Source organism: Pseudotamlana agarivorans (assembly GCF_001642835.1).
In the GTDB taxonomy this organism is placed as follows: Bacteria; Bacteroidota; Bacteroidia; order Flavobacteriales; family Flavobacteriaceae; genus Pseudotamlana; species Pseudotamlana agarivorans.
Genome location: NZ_LXEI01000004.1, coordinates 98,876 through 119,037, shown reverse-complemented (window position 1 = coordinate 119,037; position 20,162 = coordinate 98,876). Strand labels below are relative to the sequence as shown.

The 20,162-nt window shown below is 36.6% G+C and carries 17 protein-coding genes; 6 read left to right on the top strand and 11 right to left on the bottom strand.

Annotation, left to right across the window (positions count from 1 at the left end):
* Window positions 1-66: 66 nt before the first annotated feature.
* Window positions 67-1,722 carry an alkaline phosphatase PafA gene (gene pafA, locus A6I66_RS07590; protein WP_067147267.1) on the bottom strand — a complete coding sequence of 552 codons (1,656 nt, stop codon included), beginning with the start codon at window positions 1,720-1,722 and terminating at the stop codon, window positions 67-69.
* 110 nt (window positions 1,723-1,832) lie between these two features.
* Between pafA and A6I66_RS07585 the strand changes: the two genes are divergently transcribed.
* Window positions 1,833-2,570 (top strand): MlaE family ABC transporter permease, encoded by a 738-nt coding sequence (locus A6I66_RS07585; protein WP_067147265.1) that lies wholly within the window; start codon window positions 1,833-1,835, stop codon window positions 2,568-2,570.
* Window positions 2,570-3,337, top strand: coding sequence for an ABC transporter ATP-binding protein (locus A6I66_RS07580; protein WP_067147263.1), 768 nt, complete (start codon window positions 2,570-2,572; stop codon window positions 3,335-3,337). Before A6I66_RS07585 ends, A6I66_RS07580 begins: the two co-directional genes overlap by 1 nt.
* Before the next feature lie 247 nt (window positions 3,338-3,584).
* Here the strand turns inward: A6I66_RS07580 and A6I66_RS07575 are convergent, their stop codons facing one another.
* The 3 genes from A6I66_RS07575 to A6I66_RS07565 are packed head-to-tail and all read right to left on the bottom strand — an operon-like array spanning window position 3,585 to window position 6,799.
* On the bottom strand, window positions 3,585-5,087 hold the full coding sequence (locus tag A6I66_RS07575) for a DUF389 domain-containing protein (RefSeq protein WP_067147262.1): 1,503 nt from the start codon (window positions 5,085-5,087) through the stop codon (window positions 3,585-3,587).
* A 6-nt stretch (window positions 5,088-5,093) separates the two neighbouring features.
* On the bottom strand, window positions 5,094-6,173 hold the full coding sequence (locus A6I66_RS07570) for a mannose-1-phosphate guanylyltransferase (protein ID WP_067147260.1): 1,080 nt from the start codon (window positions 6,171-6,173) through the stop codon (window positions 5,094-5,096).
* Window positions 6,174-6,202: 29 nt separating this feature from the next.
* A complete protein-coding gene (locus tag A6I66_RS07565) occupies window positions 6,203-6,799 on the bottom strand; it encodes a SprT-like domain-containing protein (protein WP_067147258.1) in 597 nt (198 codons plus the stop codon).
* A 247-nt stretch (window positions 6,800-7,046) separates the two neighbouring features.
* On the opposite strand from A6I66_RS07565, the gene A6I66_RS07560 reads away from it, so the two are divergent.
* Both A6I66_RS07560 and dinB read left to right on the top strand, forming a co-directional pair.
* Window positions 7,047-10,025 carry a DNA polymerase III subunit alpha gene (locus A6I66_RS07560; protein ID WP_067147256.1) on the top strand — a complete coding sequence of 993 codons (2,979 nt, stop codon included), beginning with the start codon at window positions 7,047-7,049 and terminating at the stop codon, window positions 10,023-10,025.
* Window positions 10,019-11,236 (top strand): DNA polymerase IV, encoded by a 1,218-nt coding sequence (dinB, locus tag A6I66_RS07555; RefSeq protein ID WP_067147254.1) that lies wholly within the window; start codon window positions 10,019-10,021, stop codon window positions 11,234-11,236. The genes A6I66_RS07560 and dinB overlap by 7 nt, the downstream gene beginning before the upstream one ends.
* A 30-nt stretch (window positions 11,237-11,266) precedes the next feature.
* On the opposite strand, the gene A6I66_RS07550 is transcribed toward dinB, so the two are convergent.
* Window positions 11,267-11,908 (bottom strand): HAD family hydrolase, encoded by a 642-nt coding sequence (locus A6I66_RS07550; protein WP_067147468.1) that lies wholly within the window; start codon window positions 11,906-11,908, stop codon window positions 11,267-11,269.
* A 214-nt stretch (window positions 11,909-12,122) separates the two neighbouring features.
* Here A6I66_RS07550 and A6I66_RS07545 point away from each other — a divergent pair, with 214 nt between their 5' ends.
* Window positions 12,123-13,208, top strand: coding sequence for a nickel-binding protein (locus tag A6I66_RS07545; RefSeq protein ID WP_067147252.1), 1,086 nt, complete (start codon window positions 12,123-12,125; stop codon window positions 13,206-13,208).
* 118 nt (window positions 13,209-13,326) lie between these two features.
* Window positions 13,327-13,740, top strand: a complete 414-nt coding sequence (locus A6I66_RS07540) for a DUF4242 domain-containing protein (protein ID WP_084399556.1) — start codon at window positions 13,327-13,329, stop codon at window positions 13,738-13,740.
* Between the two features lie 8 nt (window positions 13,741-13,748).
* On the opposite strand, the gene A6I66_RS07535 is transcribed toward A6I66_RS07540, so the two are convergent.
* The 6 genes from A6I66_RS07535 to porV all read right to left on the bottom strand — a co-directional run bounded on the left by A6I66_RS07535 (window position 13,749) and on the right by porV (window position 20,156).
* On the bottom strand, window positions 13,749-14,432 hold the full coding sequence (locus A6I66_RS07535; protein ID WP_067147250.1) for an SDR family NAD(P)-dependent oxidoreductase: 684 nt from the start codon (window positions 14,430-14,432) through the stop codon (window positions 13,749-13,751).
* A complete protein-coding gene (locus tag A6I66_RS07530; protein ID WP_067147248.1) occupies window positions 14,425-15,411 on the bottom strand; it encodes a M20/M25/M40 family metallo-hydrolase in 987 nt (328 codons plus the stop codon). The genes A6I66_RS07535 and A6I66_RS07530 overlap by 8 nt, the downstream gene beginning before the upstream one ends.
* Window positions 15,412-15,497: 86 nt before the next feature.
* Entirely contained in the window at window positions 15,498-17,129 is a 1,632-nt protein-coding gene (locus tag A6I66_RS07525; RefSeq protein WP_067147245.1) for a dihydrolipoamide acetyltransferase family protein, read from the bottom strand.
* 3 nt (window positions 17,130-17,132) lie between these two features.
* Entirely contained in the window at window positions 17,133-18,131 is a 999-nt protein-coding gene (gene pdhA, locus A6I66_RS07520) for a pyruvate dehydrogenase (acetyl-transferring) E1 component subunit alpha (RefSeq protein ID WP_067147243.1), read from the bottom strand.
* Window positions 18,132-18,333: 202 nt separating this feature from the next.
* Window positions 18,334-18,819 (bottom strand): cytidine deaminase, encoded by a 486-nt coding sequence (gene cdd, locus A6I66_RS07515; RefSeq protein ID WP_067147241.1) that lies wholly within the window; start codon window positions 18,817-18,819, stop codon window positions 18,334-18,336.
* A gap of 95 nt (window positions 18,820-18,914) precedes the next feature.
* Window positions 18,915-20,156, bottom strand: a complete 1,242-nt coding sequence (gene porV, locus A6I66_RS07510) for a type IX secretion system outer membrane channel protein PorV (protein ID WP_067147239.1) — start codon at window positions 20,154-20,156, stop codon at window positions 18,915-18,917.
* Window positions 20,157-20,162 lie beyond the last annotated feature (6 nt).

The window sequence follows — 20,162 nt, the reverse complement described above, 5'->3', positions numbered from 1 at the left end:
TAAATTTAGTTAGATTTCTAGCTCCCTTTAGACAGTTTCAATCCAACCAAGTAAAGAAAAATTTTGTTATTTTAAAACGTATCCTAAAGGTTTTCCGATAGAAGCATTTGGGAAACTAATGCCTAACAGACTAGACATGGTAGGTGCGATATCGGTAATATTTGTTCTTTCGGTAGTTGCTCCATGGTTAATCCCTTTTCCGAAAAACAATAACGGTACATGCGTGTCGTAATTTAAACCACTACCGTGTGTAGATCCTGTTTTTCCGTATGAGATATAAGCAGGATCATTCACTAAAACCACATCTCCAGAACGCTTCTGGTTAAAGCCTTTTTGAATTAAAGCCTCAATCCCTTCAGTGAAATCTCTAGAGACAATAGCTTCTCTAGTATAGGCTTTTGAAATGTGTGGGTAAGTCATTTGTTCTTCAACAATCGCATTTTGCACATCAATCGCACTTAATCCTAGAATCTGTAGTTTATCTTTATTTAAAAAGATTTGATCATTACTAATATTTTCAACTACCTCAGCAGTTCCATATTTTGCTAATAAAAAGTCATCAAACTGTTTCTTGCGAGCCTTATTATCCAAATATCCAGATGGGATATTATGAGCATGTAAATATGCCGGCACATCCACAGCACCGTGATCAGCAGTTAAAAACACAACATACTCCCCTTTTCCAACTTCTTTATCTAACACTTTGAAGAAACGTTCTAAATCTTGATCTAATCGAATATAAGTATCTTCAATCTCTTTAGAATTTACCCCAAAATTATGTCCAATATAATCAGTACAAGAATAACTCACCGTTAAAACATCTGTAATATCATCGGCACCTAAAGCTTCTCCCTCAATGGCAGCAATAGCAAAATCGGTGGTTAAACTATTTCCAAACGGTGTTATTTTAAGGATACTAAAGTTGCCATTTTCATCTTTTAATTTCTTCAAATTATAAGGAAAAGTAGCGGTTTCTTTACCTTTAAATCCGCCTTCGTAGTCATTTAAATCAGACCCACTCGCGGTATAGGTATCTATATCATAATAGGTATCCCACTTTTTTAGATATGATGCAGCTTGCTTACTTGCATTGAATTTAGCAACCCATTTTGGAAGTGCTTCCATATAAAAAGAACTGGTAATCCATGCCCCTTCATCGTCGCCATGAAACCAATAAGCCGCATCAGCTGTATGACCTGCTGGCAAAATAGCGCCACGATCTTTAACAGAAATTCCAATGGTTTTACCTCGCATTTGTGTGAACAATTTATTTTCATCAGCAAAAGTGGTAGTTAACATGCGGCTAGGTGACATTTTTCCTGCCTTATCACTTGTTCCAACAGGTAACACACTATCATCATCGGCACAATAAACTTGTTTTTTTGTGTCTTTGTCATACCAATAATTTGAAATAATTCCATGGTACTTAGGTGTACTCCCCGTAAAAATAGATGCGTGCCCTGGTGCTGTTTTGGTAGGCACGTAATTGAAGTGATTGTTTTTACAGTTAAACCCTTCATCCATCATGCGTTTAAAACCACCTGTTCCATAGCGCGAATAAAATCTTGTTAGGTAATCATAGCGCATTTGATCAACAACGATTCCAACAACAAGTTTTGGAGGGGTTTGATCCATATTAGACGATGAACTCGCCTGGCTATAGGTTTTAAATGTAGAGCAAAAGATAGCTAAAGTGATAAGTAAGACGTATATTTTTTTCATTATAGATTTTTAAGTAAGTGGTCAAAAATACATAATTAAGAACATCATAATTTAAAATTAACGTTAAATACCACTAAGTTTTTTTTACTTTAGCAGCTACAAAACTACATATGAAATACCTTCATAATATTGGAACTTATTTTTTGATGATTGCTGAAATGTTTCGCAAACCTACAAAGTGGAGCGTTATGAAAAAGCTGATATTAAAAGATATTGATGACTTAGTTATTGGGTCGTTAGGAATCGTGGCTTTCATATCCTTTTTTGTTGGCGGTGTGGTTACCATACAAACGGCATTAAACATTGACAATCCATTAATCCCGAAATACCTGGTTGGTTTTGCCACCAGACAATCCATATTACTAGAATTTGCCCCTACTTTCGTATCGATTGTTATGGCTGGTAAAGTAGGTTCATTTATCACCTCTAGTATTGGTACCATGCGAGTTACCGAGCAGATTGACGCCCTGGAAGTTATGGGGATTAACTCGATAAACTATCTGGTTTTCCCTAAGTTTATTTCCTTAATGTTATATCCGTTTTTAATTTGTATTGGAATGTTTTTGGGTATAGTTGGGGGATTAGTAGCCTGTATGTATGGCGGATTTAGTGCGCCGGAAGACTATATCACTGGTGTTCAATTAGATTTTAATCCGTTTCACATTACCTATGCCTTTATAAAAACTTGTGTTTTCGCGTTTCTATTAGCAACAATTCCTTCTTACCATGGTTATTACATGAAAGGCGGTGCTTTGGAAGTAGGTAAAGCGAGTACAACGTCTTTTGTTTGGACAAGTGTTTTCATCATCCTTTTAAACTATTTACTAACCCAAATGTTATTAAGCTAATGATTGAAGTTAAAGAATTACGCAAATCGTTTGGAGACGCAGAGATTTTAAAAGGTATCACTACCAACTTTGAAAAAGGAAAAACCAGTCTTATTATTGGGCAAAGTGGTGCAGGAAAAACCGTTTTCCTAAAATGTTTATTAGGTATTTTTGATTACGAAGGCGGCTCTATCGCTTATGATGGTAAAATTCTAACCAAATTAAGTGAGGATGAAAAAAGAAACATTCGTGCCGAAATAGGCATGGTTTTTCAAGGAAGTGCATTATTTGATTCGATGACCATTGAAGAAAACGTGATGTTCCCTTTACGTATGTTTACCAAACAAAGCAAAAGCGAAATGAGAGATCGTGTTGACTTTGTTTTAAACCGTGTTAACCTGGAAAATGCGCATAACAAAATGCCAAGTGAGGCTTCTGGAGGAATGCAAAAGCGTGTAGCCATTGCACGTGCCATTGTAAACAAGCCAAAATATCTGTTTTGTGATGAGCCTAATTCTGGTCTTGATCCTAAAACAGCTATCGTTATTGATAATTTAATTCAAGAGATCACCGAAGAATACCAAATTACAACCGTTATTAATTCACACGACATGAACTCGGTGATGGAAATAGGTGAAAAAATCGTTTTTCTAAAAGATGGTTTAAAAGCTTGGGAAGGCTCTAACGACACTATTTTTAGAACCGATAACGAAGTGGTTACCGATTTTGTTTACTCTTCCAACCTCTTTAAAAAGGTACGTAAGATGTACTTGGAGGATCATGAGTAAAGCAGAAGCTTAACCTAAACACAAAATACTTCTCTTAAAATAAAGCTTTAATTCGTGCTTTATCTACTTAAAATCAAAAAAGCTTTTTGGAATTTTAATATTGACCTCTAAGCCATAATACTATAACACGCTTTAGCCTAGCTATTTTATTATTTCTTAGAGACCCTGTATCCTCGAAACCCATTGTCATGGCATTCTTTTCGAATATGCATTACCTTTCAAATAAGTTTGAAACAACGATGACGCCTTAATTAATTCTACGTACCACTAAAGTATCTAAATCTAGTTTAAGTTTTAGCCACTTTTCAAGTTTGTCCTTATCCTTTTGGCGTAGTTCGTCTTTATACTCTTTTTTCCACTTTACAGAGAAAACTGGTGTGGTATCTTTTTTGGTGAAATTGGTATTAATCACATTCCCATAAGAAAACTGTTCTATGTTTTCGTAGTTGATTTTCAATTCTTCTGTTAAACCATCAAAAGCCATATAACTGCTTTCAAGTTCTGAAAATCCTCTTAGCTTTTCTTCTAAATAACTGATTTTTTCGGTTTGAGATAATAGATCTAAGGAATCTCGTGTTCTAAGCTCTTCCATGTACTTAAAATTATCTAAGTTTTTAGAGCGATTCTGATTGATATTCAATTGTGTTGAAGACAAAGCACGATAATCCTTTAACCTATTACGAAGCAAGGTTATAGTGGTTTCAGAAATTTCATCTAACCCAAAAGTATTCAGTTCTATCACCGAGTTTTCGTCATCAACATACATGTAAGATGCATTATTTTTTATGTATTCACCATGAGGTAAATCGGTGAGCTCTTCACGGATAAAAGCACTAGCATCACGCTTAAAATTACTTTCATTCAACACGTTTAAAAAAGTCCACACGGCCGGAATCATAACCACAATAGCTAACAACATAGCCGCTCTAGATATGAATTGGCGACGCTTAGAATTGGCGTATTTAAGCATGGGAAACCTTAGTAGTTTTAACACTAAAAAGGTAGCTAAGGCAATAAAAATCGTATTGATGGTAAATAAATACATGGCACCACCGAAGTACACAAAATTTCCTTTAGCCAAACCATAGCCTGCCGTACAAAGTGGTGGCATTAAGGCCGTTGCAATAGCCACACCAAAAATAACCGAAGCAATGGTTCCCTTTTTGGTTCGTGCAATAATTAAAGCTAAACCACCAAAAAAGGCAATTAAAACGTCACGTATATCTGGTCGTACACGTCCCAAAAGCTCTGAAGTATCTTCACTTAAAGGGAATAACCAGAAAAATAGAAAAGCCGTTAGTAAACTTAAAACAATCATGGTTGCTAAGTTTATCAACGATTTTTTAAGCGTATCAATATCGTTTATGGCAATAGACAAGCCTATACCTAAAATAGGCCCCATAAGCGGAGAAATTAACATGGCTCCAATAACCACAGCGGTTGAGTTCGCGTTTAACCCAATGGAAGCCACAAAAATAGAACAGACTAAAATCCAAGCCGTTGCCCCTTTAAAAGGAATATCGGCAACAATAGCCTTGGTAGTCGCCTCTCGATCGGTATCATCACGAAAATCTAATAACTCTCGTAAAAACACTTTGATACTTTCTAAAAGCCCCTGGGCGTCCTTTTTAACGGCATCTTTAGACTGCTCAACACTTTTGGCTTTTTCAGCCTCTGCAGCTTCAGCAACCTTGTTTGCCTTGGCTTCAGCTTCTTCTTCAGAAAAACTAAATTTATTTTCTTCGCTCATATGTTATTAACCATATTGTTCTCCAAATTCATCTTTCACATTTTGGAGCACTTTTTTAATATCCTGTTCTTTAGACTTAGGAAAGATAAGCAAAACTTCTTCTTTATCTACAATAATATAATCCTGTAAACCGTCTACAACCACAATTTTATCCTTTTTGGTGCGAATCATATTTCCAGAAGCATCTTCAGGTAAAACTCTAGCGTTTACAACGGCATTCCCATTTTTAGTTTTATCAAGTTTATCATATAAACTACCCCAGGTCCCTAAATCGTTCCAGTCGAATTCTGCTGCAATCACATACACGTTTTTAGACTTTTCCATAATGGCATAATCTACCGATATGTTTTCGGCCTTCGGATAGTTTTCTTTTATGAAATCGGTTTCAGCATCGGTGTTATAAGCACTGATTCCAGATTCAAAAAGCTCGAACAATTCTGGTTGATTTTTCTGAAACGTATTCAATACCGTTTTTACACTCCACATGAATATTCCTGCATTCCAAAGAAAATTACCTTGAGATATAAAGGCTTTAGCCGTTTCATAATCTGGTTTTTCTCTAAATTGATTTACGGGTTTTATCGCTTCCGCGGAAGCCTTATCGTATTCAATATAACCATAACCTGTGTTTGGAAATGTAGGTTGAATGCCCAATGTCATAAGCGCATCGTTTTCAGAACAAAATTCAAAGGCTTGTTCTACATTTTTAGAGAAGGTGTCTTCATCTTCAATCCAGTGATCACTTGGAGCTACAATCATTACGGCATCCGGATTTTCTTTCTGGATTTTTAATGAAGCATATAAAATACAAGGCGCTGTATTTCGCATGGCAGGCTCCAAAACAACCTGGCGTTGCGTCACCTCTGGTAGCTGCTCTAAAACCAAGTCGTTATAACGCTCGTTGGTTAAAATAAATATATTCTCTTGAGGTATCAGTTTTGCTAAACGGTGAAAAGTCTTCTGAATAAGCGTATCGCCGGTTCCTAGCATGTCGTGAAATTGCTTAGGAAACTCCTCGGTGCTCACAGGCCAAAATCGTGATCCGACACCTCCAGCCATTAATATCGCGTAATAATTCTTCTTCATCTTATTATTTTTTTAATATTTAAATATTTTCAATTTAAAAGTTCTACTTCGGCATTCGGACTAAACAAATATACTTTACCTGATTTAACTTCCACACATTCAAAACGCTTTACACGTTTTTTTATCATTTTGAAAATTTTACCATTATAAATTTTAAAATTATGCCCCATAGGCACCTCAAAAATATAGGTTTTATCATTAGGTTCATCAAATTGTTTTAGTGCTAATGATAAATGCGCATCTGTATCACTACTCGCCTTTGGGTTTTTAAAATGTCTCGCCAATAAAGGGAGTAAATCCATAGGAAAAACTTCTGGATTTAAAAATGGCAACATTAATCGCTGAAAAGTATACTTCCATTCTTTACCATGAGGTTTAATATACTTCCCATAAGTATTAAAAGCCTCTAAATGGGCGATTTCATGAACCAAAGTAATTAAAAATCGGTAGCAATTCAAATTGGAGTTTACCGTAATTTGATGCTTGCCGTTAGGTAAACGTTTATAATCACCATGACGGGTTTTACGTTCGTTTTTAATTTTTACCGTTAAATGCTCATGTTCTAAAAGCTGTAAAATTTGAGGTACTGCTTTTTTGGGAATGTAATTTTGAAGTGTGTCCTGCATTAAAGCAAAAGTAATGGATTTATGTTTAATTGTTAAATCGGATAATTGTTTATTTATTGAATGTTTGGTCGTGTAAATGATATGAATCAGTAGAGGTTTAAAGTTTCAAAGCTGCAAAGTTTCAAGGTATGGGCAAGGAAGATCTAACATACAGCCTATATTAATACAATTCATCCATCTCAAAATTTAACACTTTTTGCTACAAATACAAGCAATAATAACTATTTATTGTAGCTAATTTTGCTTTATGTATCTTAATTGTCATTCATATTACAGCTTACGCTACGGCACTATAAAGCCAGAACAACTGCTTGCTATAGCGGCTAAAAACGGATTTAAAACCTTAGCACTTACCGATATTAATAGCACTTCGGCCTGCTTAGATTTTGCACGATTATCAGACCAATATGATGTAAAACCCGTACTTGGTGTCGATTTTAGAAATGGAGCCCAACAGCAGTTTATTTTGTTGGCTAAAAACAATAAAGGGTTTCAAAATATTAACCGGTATTTGTCGCAGTTTTTGCATGATAACCGTTTAGAAATTCCAGAGAAAGCACCTGTTTTAGACGGTGTTTTCACGGTTTATCCTTATCGCAATCAGCGGGTATTTCATCTGGAGGACCACGAATTTTTAGGCATAAAACCAGCAGATTTAAATGCGCTTAAGTTTTCACAGTGGAAACATTTAAGAGATAAATTGGTGGTATTACAAACCGTTTCTTTTGAAAGTAAAAAGGATTTCAATACCCATCGTTTATTGCGTGCCATAGCTAATAATACGTTGTTAAGTAAGTTACCTAAAAGTGAAGAAGGCAAGGCAAACCATTACATGTTACCGTACAAAACATTATATAAAACCTATAGTGAATTCCCTGAGCTTTTAGAAAATACAGCAACGCTTTTAAAATCTTGTCACATTAATTTCGACTTCTCGAAAGAAACACCTAATAATCAGAAATCCTATACAGAAAGTGAAAGCTCCGATTATCAATTGCTCAAAAAACTAACCTATGAAGGTATTCCGTATCGTTATAAAAATCCCGATGAAGCGGTGTATAAGCGCATCAAAAAAGAATTAGAAATTATTAAAGAAAAGGCTTTTGTATCCTACTTTTTAATCAACTGGAAAATTTTAGACTACGCACGGAATAAAGGTTATTTTTATGTAGGGCGTGGCAGTGGCGCCAATAGTATTGTGGCCTATTTATTAAGAATTACCGATGTCGATCCTATAGAATTGGATTTATATTTCGAGCGGTTTATCAACTTATATCGTAAAAATCCGCCAGATTTTGATATCGATTTTTCATGGAAAGACCGCGATGATATCACGCGATTTATATTTGAAAATTTCAAAAACACCGCCTTATTAGCCGTGTACAACACCTTTAAATTTAAAGCATCGGTACGCGAATTGGGTAAAGTATTTGGATTGCCAAAAGCTGAAATTGACAGACTTACAAAACGTCGATACCAAGAGAAAGATTTAGACAAATTATCTAAACTGGTACTGGTTTACAGTAAATATATTCAAGGTTTCCCCAATTATTTGGGTATTCATGCCAGTGGTATTATCATTTCAGAGAAGCCTATTCATTATTATACCGCCACGTTTTTACCTCCTAAAGGTTATGCAACCACGCAGTTTGATATGATTACTGCCGAGGATATAGGCTTATATAAATTCGATATTTTGAGTCAGCGTGGCCTAGGAAAAATTAAAGAAGCCGTAGAAATTATAGCTTACAATCATCCCGAAAAGCCACCTGTAGACATACACGATATAAAAAAATTTAAGCAAGACGAAAAAATTAAAGATTTGCTTAGAAACGCGAAGGCTATTGGCTGTTTTTATGTGGAATCGCCCGCCATGCGTATGCTCCTTAAAAAATTACAAGTCGATAATTATTTGAGTTTGGTAGCAGCGAGTTCCATTATTCGCCCCGGAGTGGCGCGTTCTGGTATGATGCGCGAGTTTATTTTACGTCACCGTTACCCCGAGCGCCGCAAAACAGCACACCCTATACTGCTTAAAATTATGCCCGAAACCTATGGGGTTATGGTGTACCAAGAAGATGTGATAAAAGTAGCGCATTATTATGGTGGATTGTCTTTGGCCGAAGCCGATATTTTGCGCCGAGGCATGTCGGGAAAATTGCGTTCTAAAAAAGCGTTTTTAAGTGTTAAACAGCAGTTTTTCCATAACTGTATACAAAAAGGGGAACCCGAAGTAGTTATACATCAAATATGGAACCAGATAGAAAGTTTTGCGGGTTATGCTTTTGCTAAAGGGCACTCGGCGTCTTATGCTGTAGAAAGTTATCAAAGCCTATTTTTAAAAGCCTACTACCCTTTAGAGTATATGGTGGCAACCATTAATAATTTTGGCGGATTTTACCAAACCGAGTTTTATGTACATGAGGCCAGAATGCACGGTGCCACTATTGAAGCGCCCTGTGTAAACACGAGCTTTAATGAAGCTTATATTCAGGGTAAAACCATTTATTTAGGTTTCATGTTTTTGCATGCTTTAGAGCAAAATACCATTAAAATGTTGCACGCTGAACGTACAAAACATGGTGTTTTTAAAAGTTTGGATGATTTTATAGAGCGCCTGCCTATTTCCATCGAGCAAATTTCTATTCTCATAAAAATTAATGCCTTTCGTTTTACAGGTGTTAATAAACGAGAATTACTCTGGGAAGCACATTTAAAAAATAAAAAAGCACCTACAGAAAACACCACAATAGCACTGTTTACCACCGCAAAAGTTCAATATACAATACCCAAACTATCAAGTTCATTATTAGAAAATGCTTTTGAAGAATTAGAGCTTTTAGGTTTTCCTCTTTGTCATCCTTTTGAATTGTTAGAAACACCTTCAAACCCCGTATGGCTGGCTTCAGATTTGATGAATTTCACAGGTAAAATCGTTACGGTTGAAGGTTATTTAGTGACCACAAAATACAGTGTAACAAAAAATCAGAAAGTCATGTATTTCGGTACCTTTTTAGATCGGAAGGGTCATTTTTTAGATACCGTACACTTTCCACCTATAGCCAGTAAATTTCCTTTTAGAGGTAAAGGTGTTTATTCCATTACAGGAAAGGTTTTAAATGAATTTGGCTGCATCAATATAGAAGTGATTTCTATGGTTAAGTGTGGAATCATTCAGGATCCTAGATACGCCGAAACCAAAAACACCATTGCAGCATCATGTTAAAAGAAAGAGCTATAGTTCACATGGATTTAGACACTTTTTTTGTGTCTTGCGAGCGTTTGTTAGACAGCCGTTTAATTGGGCGACCAGTGCTTATTGGTGGTACTTCCGACAGGGGTGTCGTGGCTTCTTGTAGTTACGAGGCTAGAAAATTTGGTGTGCATTCGGCCATGCCCATGCGTATGGCAAAAATGCTGTGTCCTGAGGCTGTTGTACTGCGTGGAAACGCGGGAGTTTACAGTAATTTTTCCAAAGATGTTACCGAGGTGATTAAAGAAAGTGTACCGCTTTACGAAAAGGCCTCTATCGATGAGTTTTATATCGACCTTACCGGAATGGATAAGTTTTTTGGTTGTCATAAACTGGCTTCCGAATTACGGCAACGTATTATAAAGGAAACAGGATTACCCATTTCATTTGGTTTATCGGTTAACAAAACGGTTTCTAAAATTGCTACAGGTGAAGCCAAGCCTAATAACGAAATTAGAATTTTAACAGGTCAGGAAAAACCTTTTTTAGCGCCGCTTTCGGTAAAAAAAATTCCTATGGTAGGCGAGGTCACTTATAAAATCTTATGCGATTTAGGCGTGAAACAGATTAAAACCATACAAGGTATGCCTATGGATGTCATACAGCGTGTGCTGGGTAAAAACGGACTCACGATTTGGAAGAAAGCGAATGGAATCGATTCGAACCCTGTGGTGCAGTATCACGAACGCAAGTCCATTTCAACCGAGCGCACTTTTAATAAAGATACGATTGATGTGGTGAAGTTAAGAGGTATTCTTGTAGCAATGACCGAAAATTTGGCCTATCAATTACGCCGCGGTAATAAGTTAACAGCCTGTGTGACGTTTAAAATTCGCTACTCCGATTTTCAAACTTATACCCAACAACAACGTATTCCTTACAGCGCTATGGATCATAACATTATTCCGGTGATTTTAGATTTGTTTGATAAACTTTACAACCGCCGCATGCTGGTGCGTCTTATTGGTGTAAAGTTTAGCCATTTGGTTGCTGGAGGACATCAAATTAATTTGTTTGAAGACAATGAAAAACAATTAAACCTCTCGGATGCTATAGACAGAATGCGCGAACGCTATGGTGACCGTGCTGTTATAAGTGCTGCAGGAATGGGAGCCAAAAGTATTAGCCGTTGGAATCCTTTTTCGGGCGAACCGCCTCCTTTATTGCCTAATAGACGGCAGTGATAAACTGTAGGCAAACATCACGTAAAGCCATCACCCCTCAATAAGCTCCAACAAGTCACTCATTTTAGAAAATGTTTTCGTTGCAAAAGATTTTAATTCATTATCGGGATCGTGCGCGGTGAAACCAAAAACATCAAATCCACCTGCTTTGGCTGCTTTTACGCCAGAAAGACTATCTTCTATAACCAAACAATCTTCAGGTTTAAAGCCCATGGTTTTTGCTGCCCATAAAAACACAGCAGGATCGGGTTTCCACTTCTCTAATGCATAACAACTAAAAATCCGTCCTTCAAAAAAAGGTAATAAACCAGCTAGACCTAAATTAAGTCTGATTTTAGATTCAGGACCGCTGGAAGCCACACAAAACGGTAAATTTAAATGTTCAATAACATCCTTTACGCCTTCAACAGGTTCCATTTTTTTCTGAAAGGCTTCAAAACTACGGTCTCGGTATTCAGCTTCTAAACTATCCGGAAGCTCCTTTTGGGTTAAATCACTTATCATTTGCTTACAAGCTGTAAAAAAACTGCCTTTAAAATGCTTCATTCCATAATTTAAATCAATGTTGGCTCCATATTCATTAGCGATATCAACCAAAACTTGAATACTTGTAGGTTCACTATCGACCAATACGCCGTCGCAGTCGAAAATGACGCACTTGTAATTACTCATAACATGTAATTTAGGATTAAAGCCAAAATATGCATTATAAAATCTATTACGGCCTGAAACCCTCATTACGATTCCTAATGCATAATTTAGGTTAAAGATAGTAAAGTTTATAAGCTACAACAATCATCATTATGTATTTATAAGCTGACCGATGAACGAACAAAATTGCATAACACACTAAAAATCTTTAATTTGTGTACAAAACAGTTGTGTTATGCCGATATTCATGGATCGCCACGATGTACCTGAAAACGTTTCGCCAGAACTTTTAGCGGAAATACATCAAGAAGACTTAAAAATTGAACACGAATTTGGATGCCGTGGTTTTACGTATTGGTTCGACAATAAGCGTAAAAACGTTTTCTGTCTCATTGAAGCTCCAAGTAGAGAGGCCATAGAGCATATGCACAAACATGCTCACGGCAATGTTCCGAATACCATTATTGAAGTAGAGCCCAATCTAGTAGAATCTTTTTTAGGTAGAATCTCCGACCCTGATCCACAAAATGGTTTTATTGACGAATCCCCTTTTCGAATTATCATGTTGATTCGCTTACCAATTTCACCAAATCCCCCTTCTAAAACACTAGCTACAGGACAAGGTGATTTTGACAAAGAGCTACTAAAACAAATAGAAACTCATCAAGGCACACTAGTAAAACAAGACAGTACCAATTATTTAATTTCATTCGAATCGGCTAAAGAAGCTATCCAATGCGCCTTTAATACCGAATCGCTTTTAGAGCACTATAAAAAAACACCGCTTAATAAAGCAAAAATAGGCATTGCATCAGGATTGCCTGTGGCTCAAAAAGCCAGTTTCTTTGAAGATGCCATTTCTCTTGCCAGTCACATGTGTGAACACATTAATGCAGAAATCATCATATCACATGAGGTTAAAAAGCTTTTTGAAAAGGAAAAGTGTACAAAATTATCACTCAATGAAAAAACACGAGCGCTAAAACCCCTCGAAGAAAAATTTCTTTTGCAAGTTATGGATGTTGTAGAAGCTTCTTGGCAAAACCCTTCCTTTAACCTTGATGCATTTTGTAAAGAATTAGGTTACAGCAAATCACAATTATACCGTAAACTAATGGCACTTACAGGCAAATCACCCAACACTTTTATTAGAGATTATAAACTAGAGAAGGCCTTAAACTTATTAGAACAGCAACAAGGCAATATTTCAGAAATTGCATTTTCAACAGGATTTAACAGTCTCGCCTATTTTTCTAAGTGTTTTAAAAACAAATTTAATATGCTTCCTTCGGCATACATTCAAGACCTAAACCAGGCTTAGAACTTTTGTAACATGCAATAATTTTTCTCTTTTTTGAATTATTTGTGCAAATACTTATACTTTTTTCATACTAATTTTGGTTAAACACAAAACATTAACCACTTAAAATCAAGTTATTATGAAAGTTTTAAATTTTATTTTTGCATTAACATTAAGTCTGATTACTTTTCAATTAAACGCGCAGCAAAGTGTTGTTCCTGAAGCCTTAAGAAGTCAAACCAACCTTGAAAACCAAAACATGTATGTTATTGAAAGAGATATTCCGAATGTTGGTAGTTGGTCTATGGCCGATTTAACCGGGGCTTCCAAGAAATCATGTAGCGTCCTAGATACTATGGGAAGCGATATTACTTGGCTGCATAGTTATGTAACTGGAGACAAATTATATTGCGTGTATTTAGCCAAAAACAAAGACCTGGTAAAAGCACATGCCGAAAAAGGCGGATTTCCTTGTAATACCATCTCTGAAGTTGCTACCGTTATCGACCCCAGTACAGCATCTGCTTTAGATACGGCCATAAAAGGACGCTAATAAAAGAATCAAGGTGTTGAATTAGATACCTGAAGCATTTTTCCGTTATAATATTTATTGCCATTGAGTGCAAAGTCGAAGATGTACTCTGCCATTTCTAAAGCTGTTATGGGTGCCTGATAACCTGGAAAGGCTTCTTCGAGCATTTCGGTTTGAACGGCACCTAAAGCTAAAACATTAAAGGAAATTCTAGATTCCTTGTATTCTTCGGCTAGTAATTCGGTTAAAGTAATTACGGCTGCTTTGCTTGAACTGTAGGCTGCTAGCCCTGGGAATTTCATACTCCCTTGCACCCCGCCCATAGAGCTAATGGTTACCACATGGCTTTGCTTTACCATAAACGGTAATACCACACGGGTTAATTCGGCAACCCCAAAAACATTGGTTCTGTATATGTTTTCAAAATCTTTCATAGAGATTTCTGAAAACGGCTTATTCAGCAAGGCGCCTGCGTTATTGATTAACACATCTACTTGAGTCCAATTTTCTTTGATAAAATCTTCTATCCTTAAATAGGCATTCGCATCGGTCAAATCAAAAGAAAAGCACGTTACATTAGATAAGTTAAGGTTACAAATAGGTTTGTCATTCCGCGAAAGCGCTAACACCTGATGGCCTTGCTTAGCGAATAATTGCACCAATTCGAAGCCTATACCGCGACTTGTTCCCGTGATGATGATGTTTTTACTCATGTAGTTTAATCTCTTTAGTTGGTGCATTTATCATCCCTTCTAACGCCGGAATCATTTTATTGATAAACGTTGTCATATGATCAAAATCTATTTTATCAGGTTCATCATCTACATGATGGTAATATTCAAAATTAGCAAAATCGAAAGTTGAAATAGCCTGTGCAGGAATATTGAAGACTTCATAAAAAGGGAAATTATCGGAACGTTGAAAAAGGTTATAAGCCTTAGCTTTTTCTAGATAACCGAGTATCTTTTGCTCTGCATAAACATTGAGTTTTTCTCCCATATTAGAAAGATCGTATCCAGTGATGTAGCCCATAGATTGATCCGGGTTACGAGGCACACCAATCATTTCAAAATTAATCATCGTGTAAAGATCCAAATTTTCGTCTTTTAATCTTTTTGCCAGATGACGAGAGCCTAATAAACCCATTTCTTCAGCATCATAAAGCGTAAATAGTATGCTACGTTTATTGTTTTTCATTTCCTGAAAATACTTAGCCCACTCCATTACAGCAACTGTTCCAGAAGCATCATCATTAGCTCCATTAGCAATCACATCACCTTGAACCGCAGTAGCAGTACCAATATGATCGTAGTGCGCACCAAGGATAACAAATTCATTTTTTAACACGGGATCTTGACCTTCAATATAGCCAACAACATTATAGCCAATAAAGTTTTCTTTAGTTTGAAAGCTATCTCTATAGGTTTCAAAATAAGGTTTAACTTGGTTATCCTTGAAAAAATTCTCGATATAAACCGCAGCTTTTTCAAGGCCTTCACTTCCTGTCTTGCGTCCCATAAGCCCATCTGAAGCCAAATGATGTACACTGTGCTTTATACTTTTAAGCGCTATCGGCCCTGTAATATTTTCACTGTTTGAAACTGATTTGTTATCAGTTAAATCATTCTGTTCTTTATGTGCCCCGCAACTTGAAACTGCAAGTGCTAAAAGCAATCCGTATATTTTTACCATGGAATAAAGATAAAAAAAACCTGTTTCTTTTTACTGAAACAGGTTTTTATATTATAATTAGATGACCTCTTCGAGATTACACTAATTTACAATAACATTGAAATTGGGTTTTCAATAAATCCTTTTAAGGTTTGAAGAAATTGAGCACCTGTAGCACCATCAACCGTTCTATGGTCGGCAGCTAAACATAGTTTCATTGTATTTCCTACTACAATTTCACCGTCCTTTACAACTGGTTTTTGAACAATGGCTCCAACAGAAAGAATCGCTGAATTAGGTTGATTAATGATAGAAGTAAAACTATCGATTCCAAACATACCTAAGTTAGAGATAGTAAATGTACTACCTTCCATTTCTTCAAGTGATAGCTTTTTAGACTTAGCTTTAATAGCAAAATCTTTAACAGCAGCTCCAATGTTTGTTAACTTTTGCTCATCGGCAAATTTAACAACTGGTACTACAAGACCATCTTCTACAGCCACAGCCACACCAATATGTACATGGTGATTTAATTTCATTTTATCGTCAAACCACTGAGAGTTTACTTGAGGATGTTGCTTTAATGCCATAGCACAAGCTTTAACCACGATATCGTTAAATGAAACTTTAGTATCTGGAACAGCATTTACTTCCTTACGGAATGCAATAGCATTATCCATGTTAAACTCAACATTTAAGTAATAGTGAGGTGCTGTAAACTTAGATTTTGCTAAGTTTTTAGCAATAGCCTTACGCATGTTAGAGTTTTTAATTTCTTCAAAACTCTCTTCTCCTACAACTGATGCTACAGGAGCTCCGGCAGCGGCAGCAGGTGCAGCAGCTTTAGGAGTAAAGTTTTCAACATCACGTTTAATAACTCTTCCACCTTCTCCTGATCCTGGAATATCTGCAATATTAAATCCTTTTTCTTCGGCCATTTTCTTCGCTAACGGCGACACAAACACACGGCCTCCTTCTGGAACAGCAGTTGGTGCAGGTGCAGCAGCTTGTTTTGGTGCAGCTGCTTTAGGCGCTTCCTTTTTAGGAGCATCAGCTTTAGGGGCTTCAGCCTTAGCAGGAGCGGCAGCAGGTGCAGCACCAAAGTTATCTGCAACTCCAGAAACATCGGTTCCTGCAGGGCCAATAATTGCTAATAAAGAATCTACTTTTGCAGACTCTCCTTCTTGTAATCCTATTTCTAATAAAGTACCTGATTGGAATGATTCAAATTCCATAGTTGCTTTATCCGTTTCGATTTCAGCTAGGATATCACCTTCTTCAACCGTATCTCCAACTTTTTTCAACCAAGTGGCTACAGTACCTTCTTCCATGGTATCACTTAAACGCGGCATAGTAACCACGATAACACCTTCTGGTAATTCAGCAGCTGGCGCAGAGGCTTCTGAAGGAGCCGCCTCAGAGGTTTCTTCTTCTTTAGTTTCAGTTGCTGGAGCAGCATCAGCGCTACCTCCACCATTTAATAGACCTGAAATATCTTCACCTTCATCACCAATAATAGCTAAAAGCTCATCTACTTTAGTAGTTTCACCTTCTTGAACACCAATATGTAATAAGGTTCCTTCATTAAAAGATTCAAATTCCATTGTTGCTTTATCGGTTTCGATTTCAGCTAGAATATCACCTTCTTCTATTTTATCTCCTACTTTTTTTAACCAAGCCGCTACGGTACCTTCTTCCATGGTATCGCTTAAACGCGGCATATTTACTACTACTGCCATAGCTTATATTTTGTGTTGAATGAATGGATAATCTTCTTGTTCGTAGACCATATCGTAAAGCTGTTGCTTTTCTGGGAATGGCGATTCTTCTGCAAACTTCTCGCATTCTGCAACGCGATCTTTAACACGTTTATCAATTACTTTAATATCGTCTTCAGTTGCGTACTTCTTCTCTAAAAGAATATCTTTCACTTGCGTGATAGGATCAATTTTCTTGTACTCAGCAACTTCGTCTTTTGTTCTATAATGTTGAGCATCACTCATTGAGTGCCCTCTATAACGGTAAGTTTTTAACTCTAAGAAAGTTGGTCCTTCACCGCGACGTCCTCTTTGGATAGCTTCATCAAATGCTTCAGCAACCTTAACAGGGTTCATCCCATCAACCGGAGAAGAAGGCATATCGTATCCTAAACCTAACTTCCAGATATCAGTGTGGTTTGCAGTACGCTCAACAGAAGTTCCCATCGCATATCCGTTGTTCTCACAAACAAATATAACTGGTAATTTCCAAAGCATTGCTAAGTTAAAAGCCTCATGAAGTGACCCTTGTCTTGCAGCACCATCACCAAAACAACATAGTGTTACCGCATCGCTACCATGGTATTTATCACCAAAAGCAATACCAGCACCTAAAGGAATTTGTCCTCCTACGATACCGTGACCACCATAAAATCTAAATTCCTTAGAAAAAATATGCATAGAACCACCCATACCTTTAGATGTTCCTGTTACTTTTCCGTATAATTCTGCCATAACACGTTTAGGATCTTCTCCCATACCTATAGGCTGTACGTGATTACGATAAGCAGTAATCATTTTATCCTTACTTAAGTCCATTGCGTGTAAAGCTCCTGCTAATACAGCTTCTTGTCCGTTATATAAGTGAAGAAATCCTCTTACTTTCTGTTGAATGTAAACCGCAGCTAGTTTGTCTTCAAACTTTCTCCAGAATAACATGTCTTCGTACCATTTGAGGTAAACCTCTTTTGTTATTTTTTGCATGGAATAATTTTATGATAATTTATAAGCGACTACAAAAGTAACACATTGTGGAGAAATGGGAAAACTCAAATTCACTAAAGTGAGAAAAAAATTAAAATTCTAGTGATTAGAACCTCCGCTGATTATTCTGCAATTATTCACCTTATTTTTCATTTTTTTTCAATTTAAGCCGGTAATCTATAAGCAGATTCTGACTAAAAAGTTAAAAAAGCGCCGTTTTATCAAATACAAAAGGCAATAAATTTACTACCGAGTTTGACTTAGCGACAGCTCCTTTTGAGCCCATAAAATACACCTCGATAGCATGTGTTTGTTTAATTTCATACTCTACCATAGCCTGTCTACAGGCACCACAAGGCGGAATTGGAGTTTCGGTTGAGGTGATTTTTGAACTTGCTGAAATCGCCATTCGAATTACTTTAGCTTCTGGATATTGCGATCCAGCATAGTAAATTGCGGTACGCTCGGCACAAAGTCCTGAAGGGTATGAAGCATTTTCTTGATTATTACCTGTAATGATTTCGTCATTATCGAGTAACAACGCGGCACCAACTTCAAAATTTGAATAGGGAGCATAGGCACGACTTCTGGCCTCAATCGCTTTTTCCATTAAATAGGCTACATCTTTTGGTAACTCTTGCAAATCATCAAAAACATATATGGTAGACTCTTTTTTTACTTTTTTCATTAAGCTTTCATTTGTTTCTACAATTTAAGAAAGTCCTAGAAACAAAAAAACTATTGCTCTCACAATAGTTTTCTTCTTTCTAAGTATAATATCTATTAGTATTCTGTATATGTTCCTGCTCCAATATTAAAGGTTAAAGTGAAACGTAAAGTTCCTTCCAATGGACTCTGAACTTGAGACGTTGAAAACAGGTAAGACAAATCTATATTAACAACACTAGCTTTAAATCCTGCACCTAAAGCCATGAATTGTCGAGCTCCTTTTTCTGGTGATTCATGAAAATATCCAGCTCTAAATGCAAACGCATCTTGGTACATATATTCAGCCCCTAAAGCCCAGGTAATTTCTTGCATCTCTTCTTTAAATCCACCTGGTGCATCACCAAAAGACTGGAACATCCCTTTAAAGAAGCCTACATCGTCAGATTTACCTTTGTAAATAACATCTTCCTGGATTAGGTTTCTAGTCTCTGTATCTGCATCATACTCTCCATTACCATTAAGATCAACGAATTCGTATTCATCTCCTAAAATTGGAGGGGTTGGCACCAGTAGTTTTGTAAACTCCGCCGTAATTGATACTTTGTTATAATCGTCGAAAATAAAATCAAACCCACCACCAAGTCTTAAATTTGTAGGTTGAAAGTTTTCCTGTCCGCCTTCATCATATTTAAATTTTGGACCTATATTTTGAATAGCAAAACCACCACGCCACCTTCCGTTAAAATCGGCATAAGCTTCTTCCTCGCTTTGATAGTAACCAGAAATATCAACACCAAAAGTATTCGCTGGCGTTGTGTCGCTGGTTCCATCATTCAACTTTAAATCAGATCTTAAATATCGCATAGCAACACCCATAGAAAAGCGCTCACTTAATCGTAATGCGTAAGAGGCGTCTAGAGCAAATTGATTAGGCCTCTGGATATATGGTGTAGCAAATTCGTTATCGGTAAATTCAATATCTCCTAATGAAAAATATCTTAAACTAGCAGCAAATGCACTACGCTCGTCTAATCTATTGTAATACGTTAAATTCCCTAAGAAAATATCATTAACTAATTTCCCTAAATAAGGGGTATAACTCACACCTATTCCAGACTTAGTCTCTGAAAAGGCATATTTTGATGAGTTCCATTGCTGAGAAAAGGCATCCACAGAAGTTGCTACTCCCATATCACCCATACCCGCTGATCTCGCATCACCTGCAATTAATAAGAAAGGCATTCCGGTGGTGATAACTCTAGTATCATTACTATTTGGTTCAATGTAAGTAGTCGTTTGGGCCTCTAGTTTATAAATAAACACAAAAGCTAATAATAACAATAGTTTATTCTTCATGAAATA

Bases quoted from the DNA above. Each gene is read 5' to 3' on its own strand.
- A6I66_RS07525 (WP_067147245.1), bottom strand. From the start codon at position 17,129: ATGGCAGTAGTAGTAAATATGCCGCGTTTAAGCGATACCATGGAAGAA.
- A6I66_RS07560 (WP_067147256.1), top strand. From the start codon at position 7,047: ATGTATCTTAATTGTCATTCATATTACAGCTTACGCTACGGCACTATA.
- A6I66_RS07565 (WP_067147258.1), bottom strand. From the start codon at position 6,799: ATGCAGGACACACTTCAAAATTACATTCCCAAAAAAGCAGTACCTCAA.
- A6I66_RS07580 (WP_067147263.1), top strand. From the start codon at position 2,570: ATGATTGAAGTTAAAGAATTACGCAAATCGTTTGGAGACGCAGAGATT.
- A6I66_RS07550 (WP_067147468.1), bottom strand. From the start codon at position 11,908: ATGAGTAATTACAAGTGCGTCATTTTCGACTGCGACGGCGTATTGGTC.
- pdhA (WP_067147243.1), bottom strand. From the start codon at position 18,131: ATGCAAAAAATAACAAAAGAGGTTTACCTCAAATGGTACGAAGACATG.
- A6I66_RS07535 (WP_067147250.1), bottom strand. From the start codon at position 14,432: ATGAGTAAAAACATCATCATCACGGGAACAAGTCGCGGTATAGGCTTC.
- cdd (WP_067147241.1), bottom strand. From the start codon at position 18,819: ATGAAAAAAGTAAAAAAAGAGTCTACCATATATGTTTTTGATGATTTG.
- dinB (WP_067147254.1), top strand. From the start codon at position 10,019: ATGTTAAAAGAAAGAGCTATAGTTCACATGGATTTAGACACTTTTTTT.
- pafA (WP_067147267.1), bottom strand. From the start codon at position 1,722: ATGAAAAAAATATACGTCTTACTTATCACTTTAGCTATCTTTTGCTCT.
- A6I66_RS07545 (WP_067147252.1), top strand. From the start codon at position 12,123: ATGCCGATATTCATGGATCGCCACGATGTACCTGAAAACGTTTCGCCA.
- A6I66_RS07575 (WP_067147262.1), bottom strand. From the start codon at position 5,087: ATGAGCGAAGAAAATAAATTTAGTTTTTCTGAAGAAGAAGCTGAAGCC.
- A6I66_RS07530 (WP_067147248.1), bottom strand. From the start codon at position 15,411: ATGGTAAAAATATACGGATTGCTTTTAGCACTTGCAGTTTCAAGTTGC.
- A6I66_RS07540 (WP_084399556.1), top strand. From the start codon at position 13,327: ATGAAAGTTTTAAATTTTATTTTTGCATTAACATTAAGTCTGATTACT.
- A6I66_RS07570 (WP_067147260.1), bottom strand. From the start codon at position 6,173: ATGAAGAAGAATTATTACGCGATATTAATGGCTGGAGGTGTCGGATCA.
- A6I66_RS07585 (WP_067147265.1), top strand. From the start codon at position 1,833: ATGAAATACCTTCATAATATTGGAACTTATTTTTTGATGATTGCTGAA.
- porV (WP_067147239.1), bottom strand. From the start codon at position 20,156: ATGAAGAATAAACTATTGTTATTATTAGCTTTTGTGTTTATTTATAAA.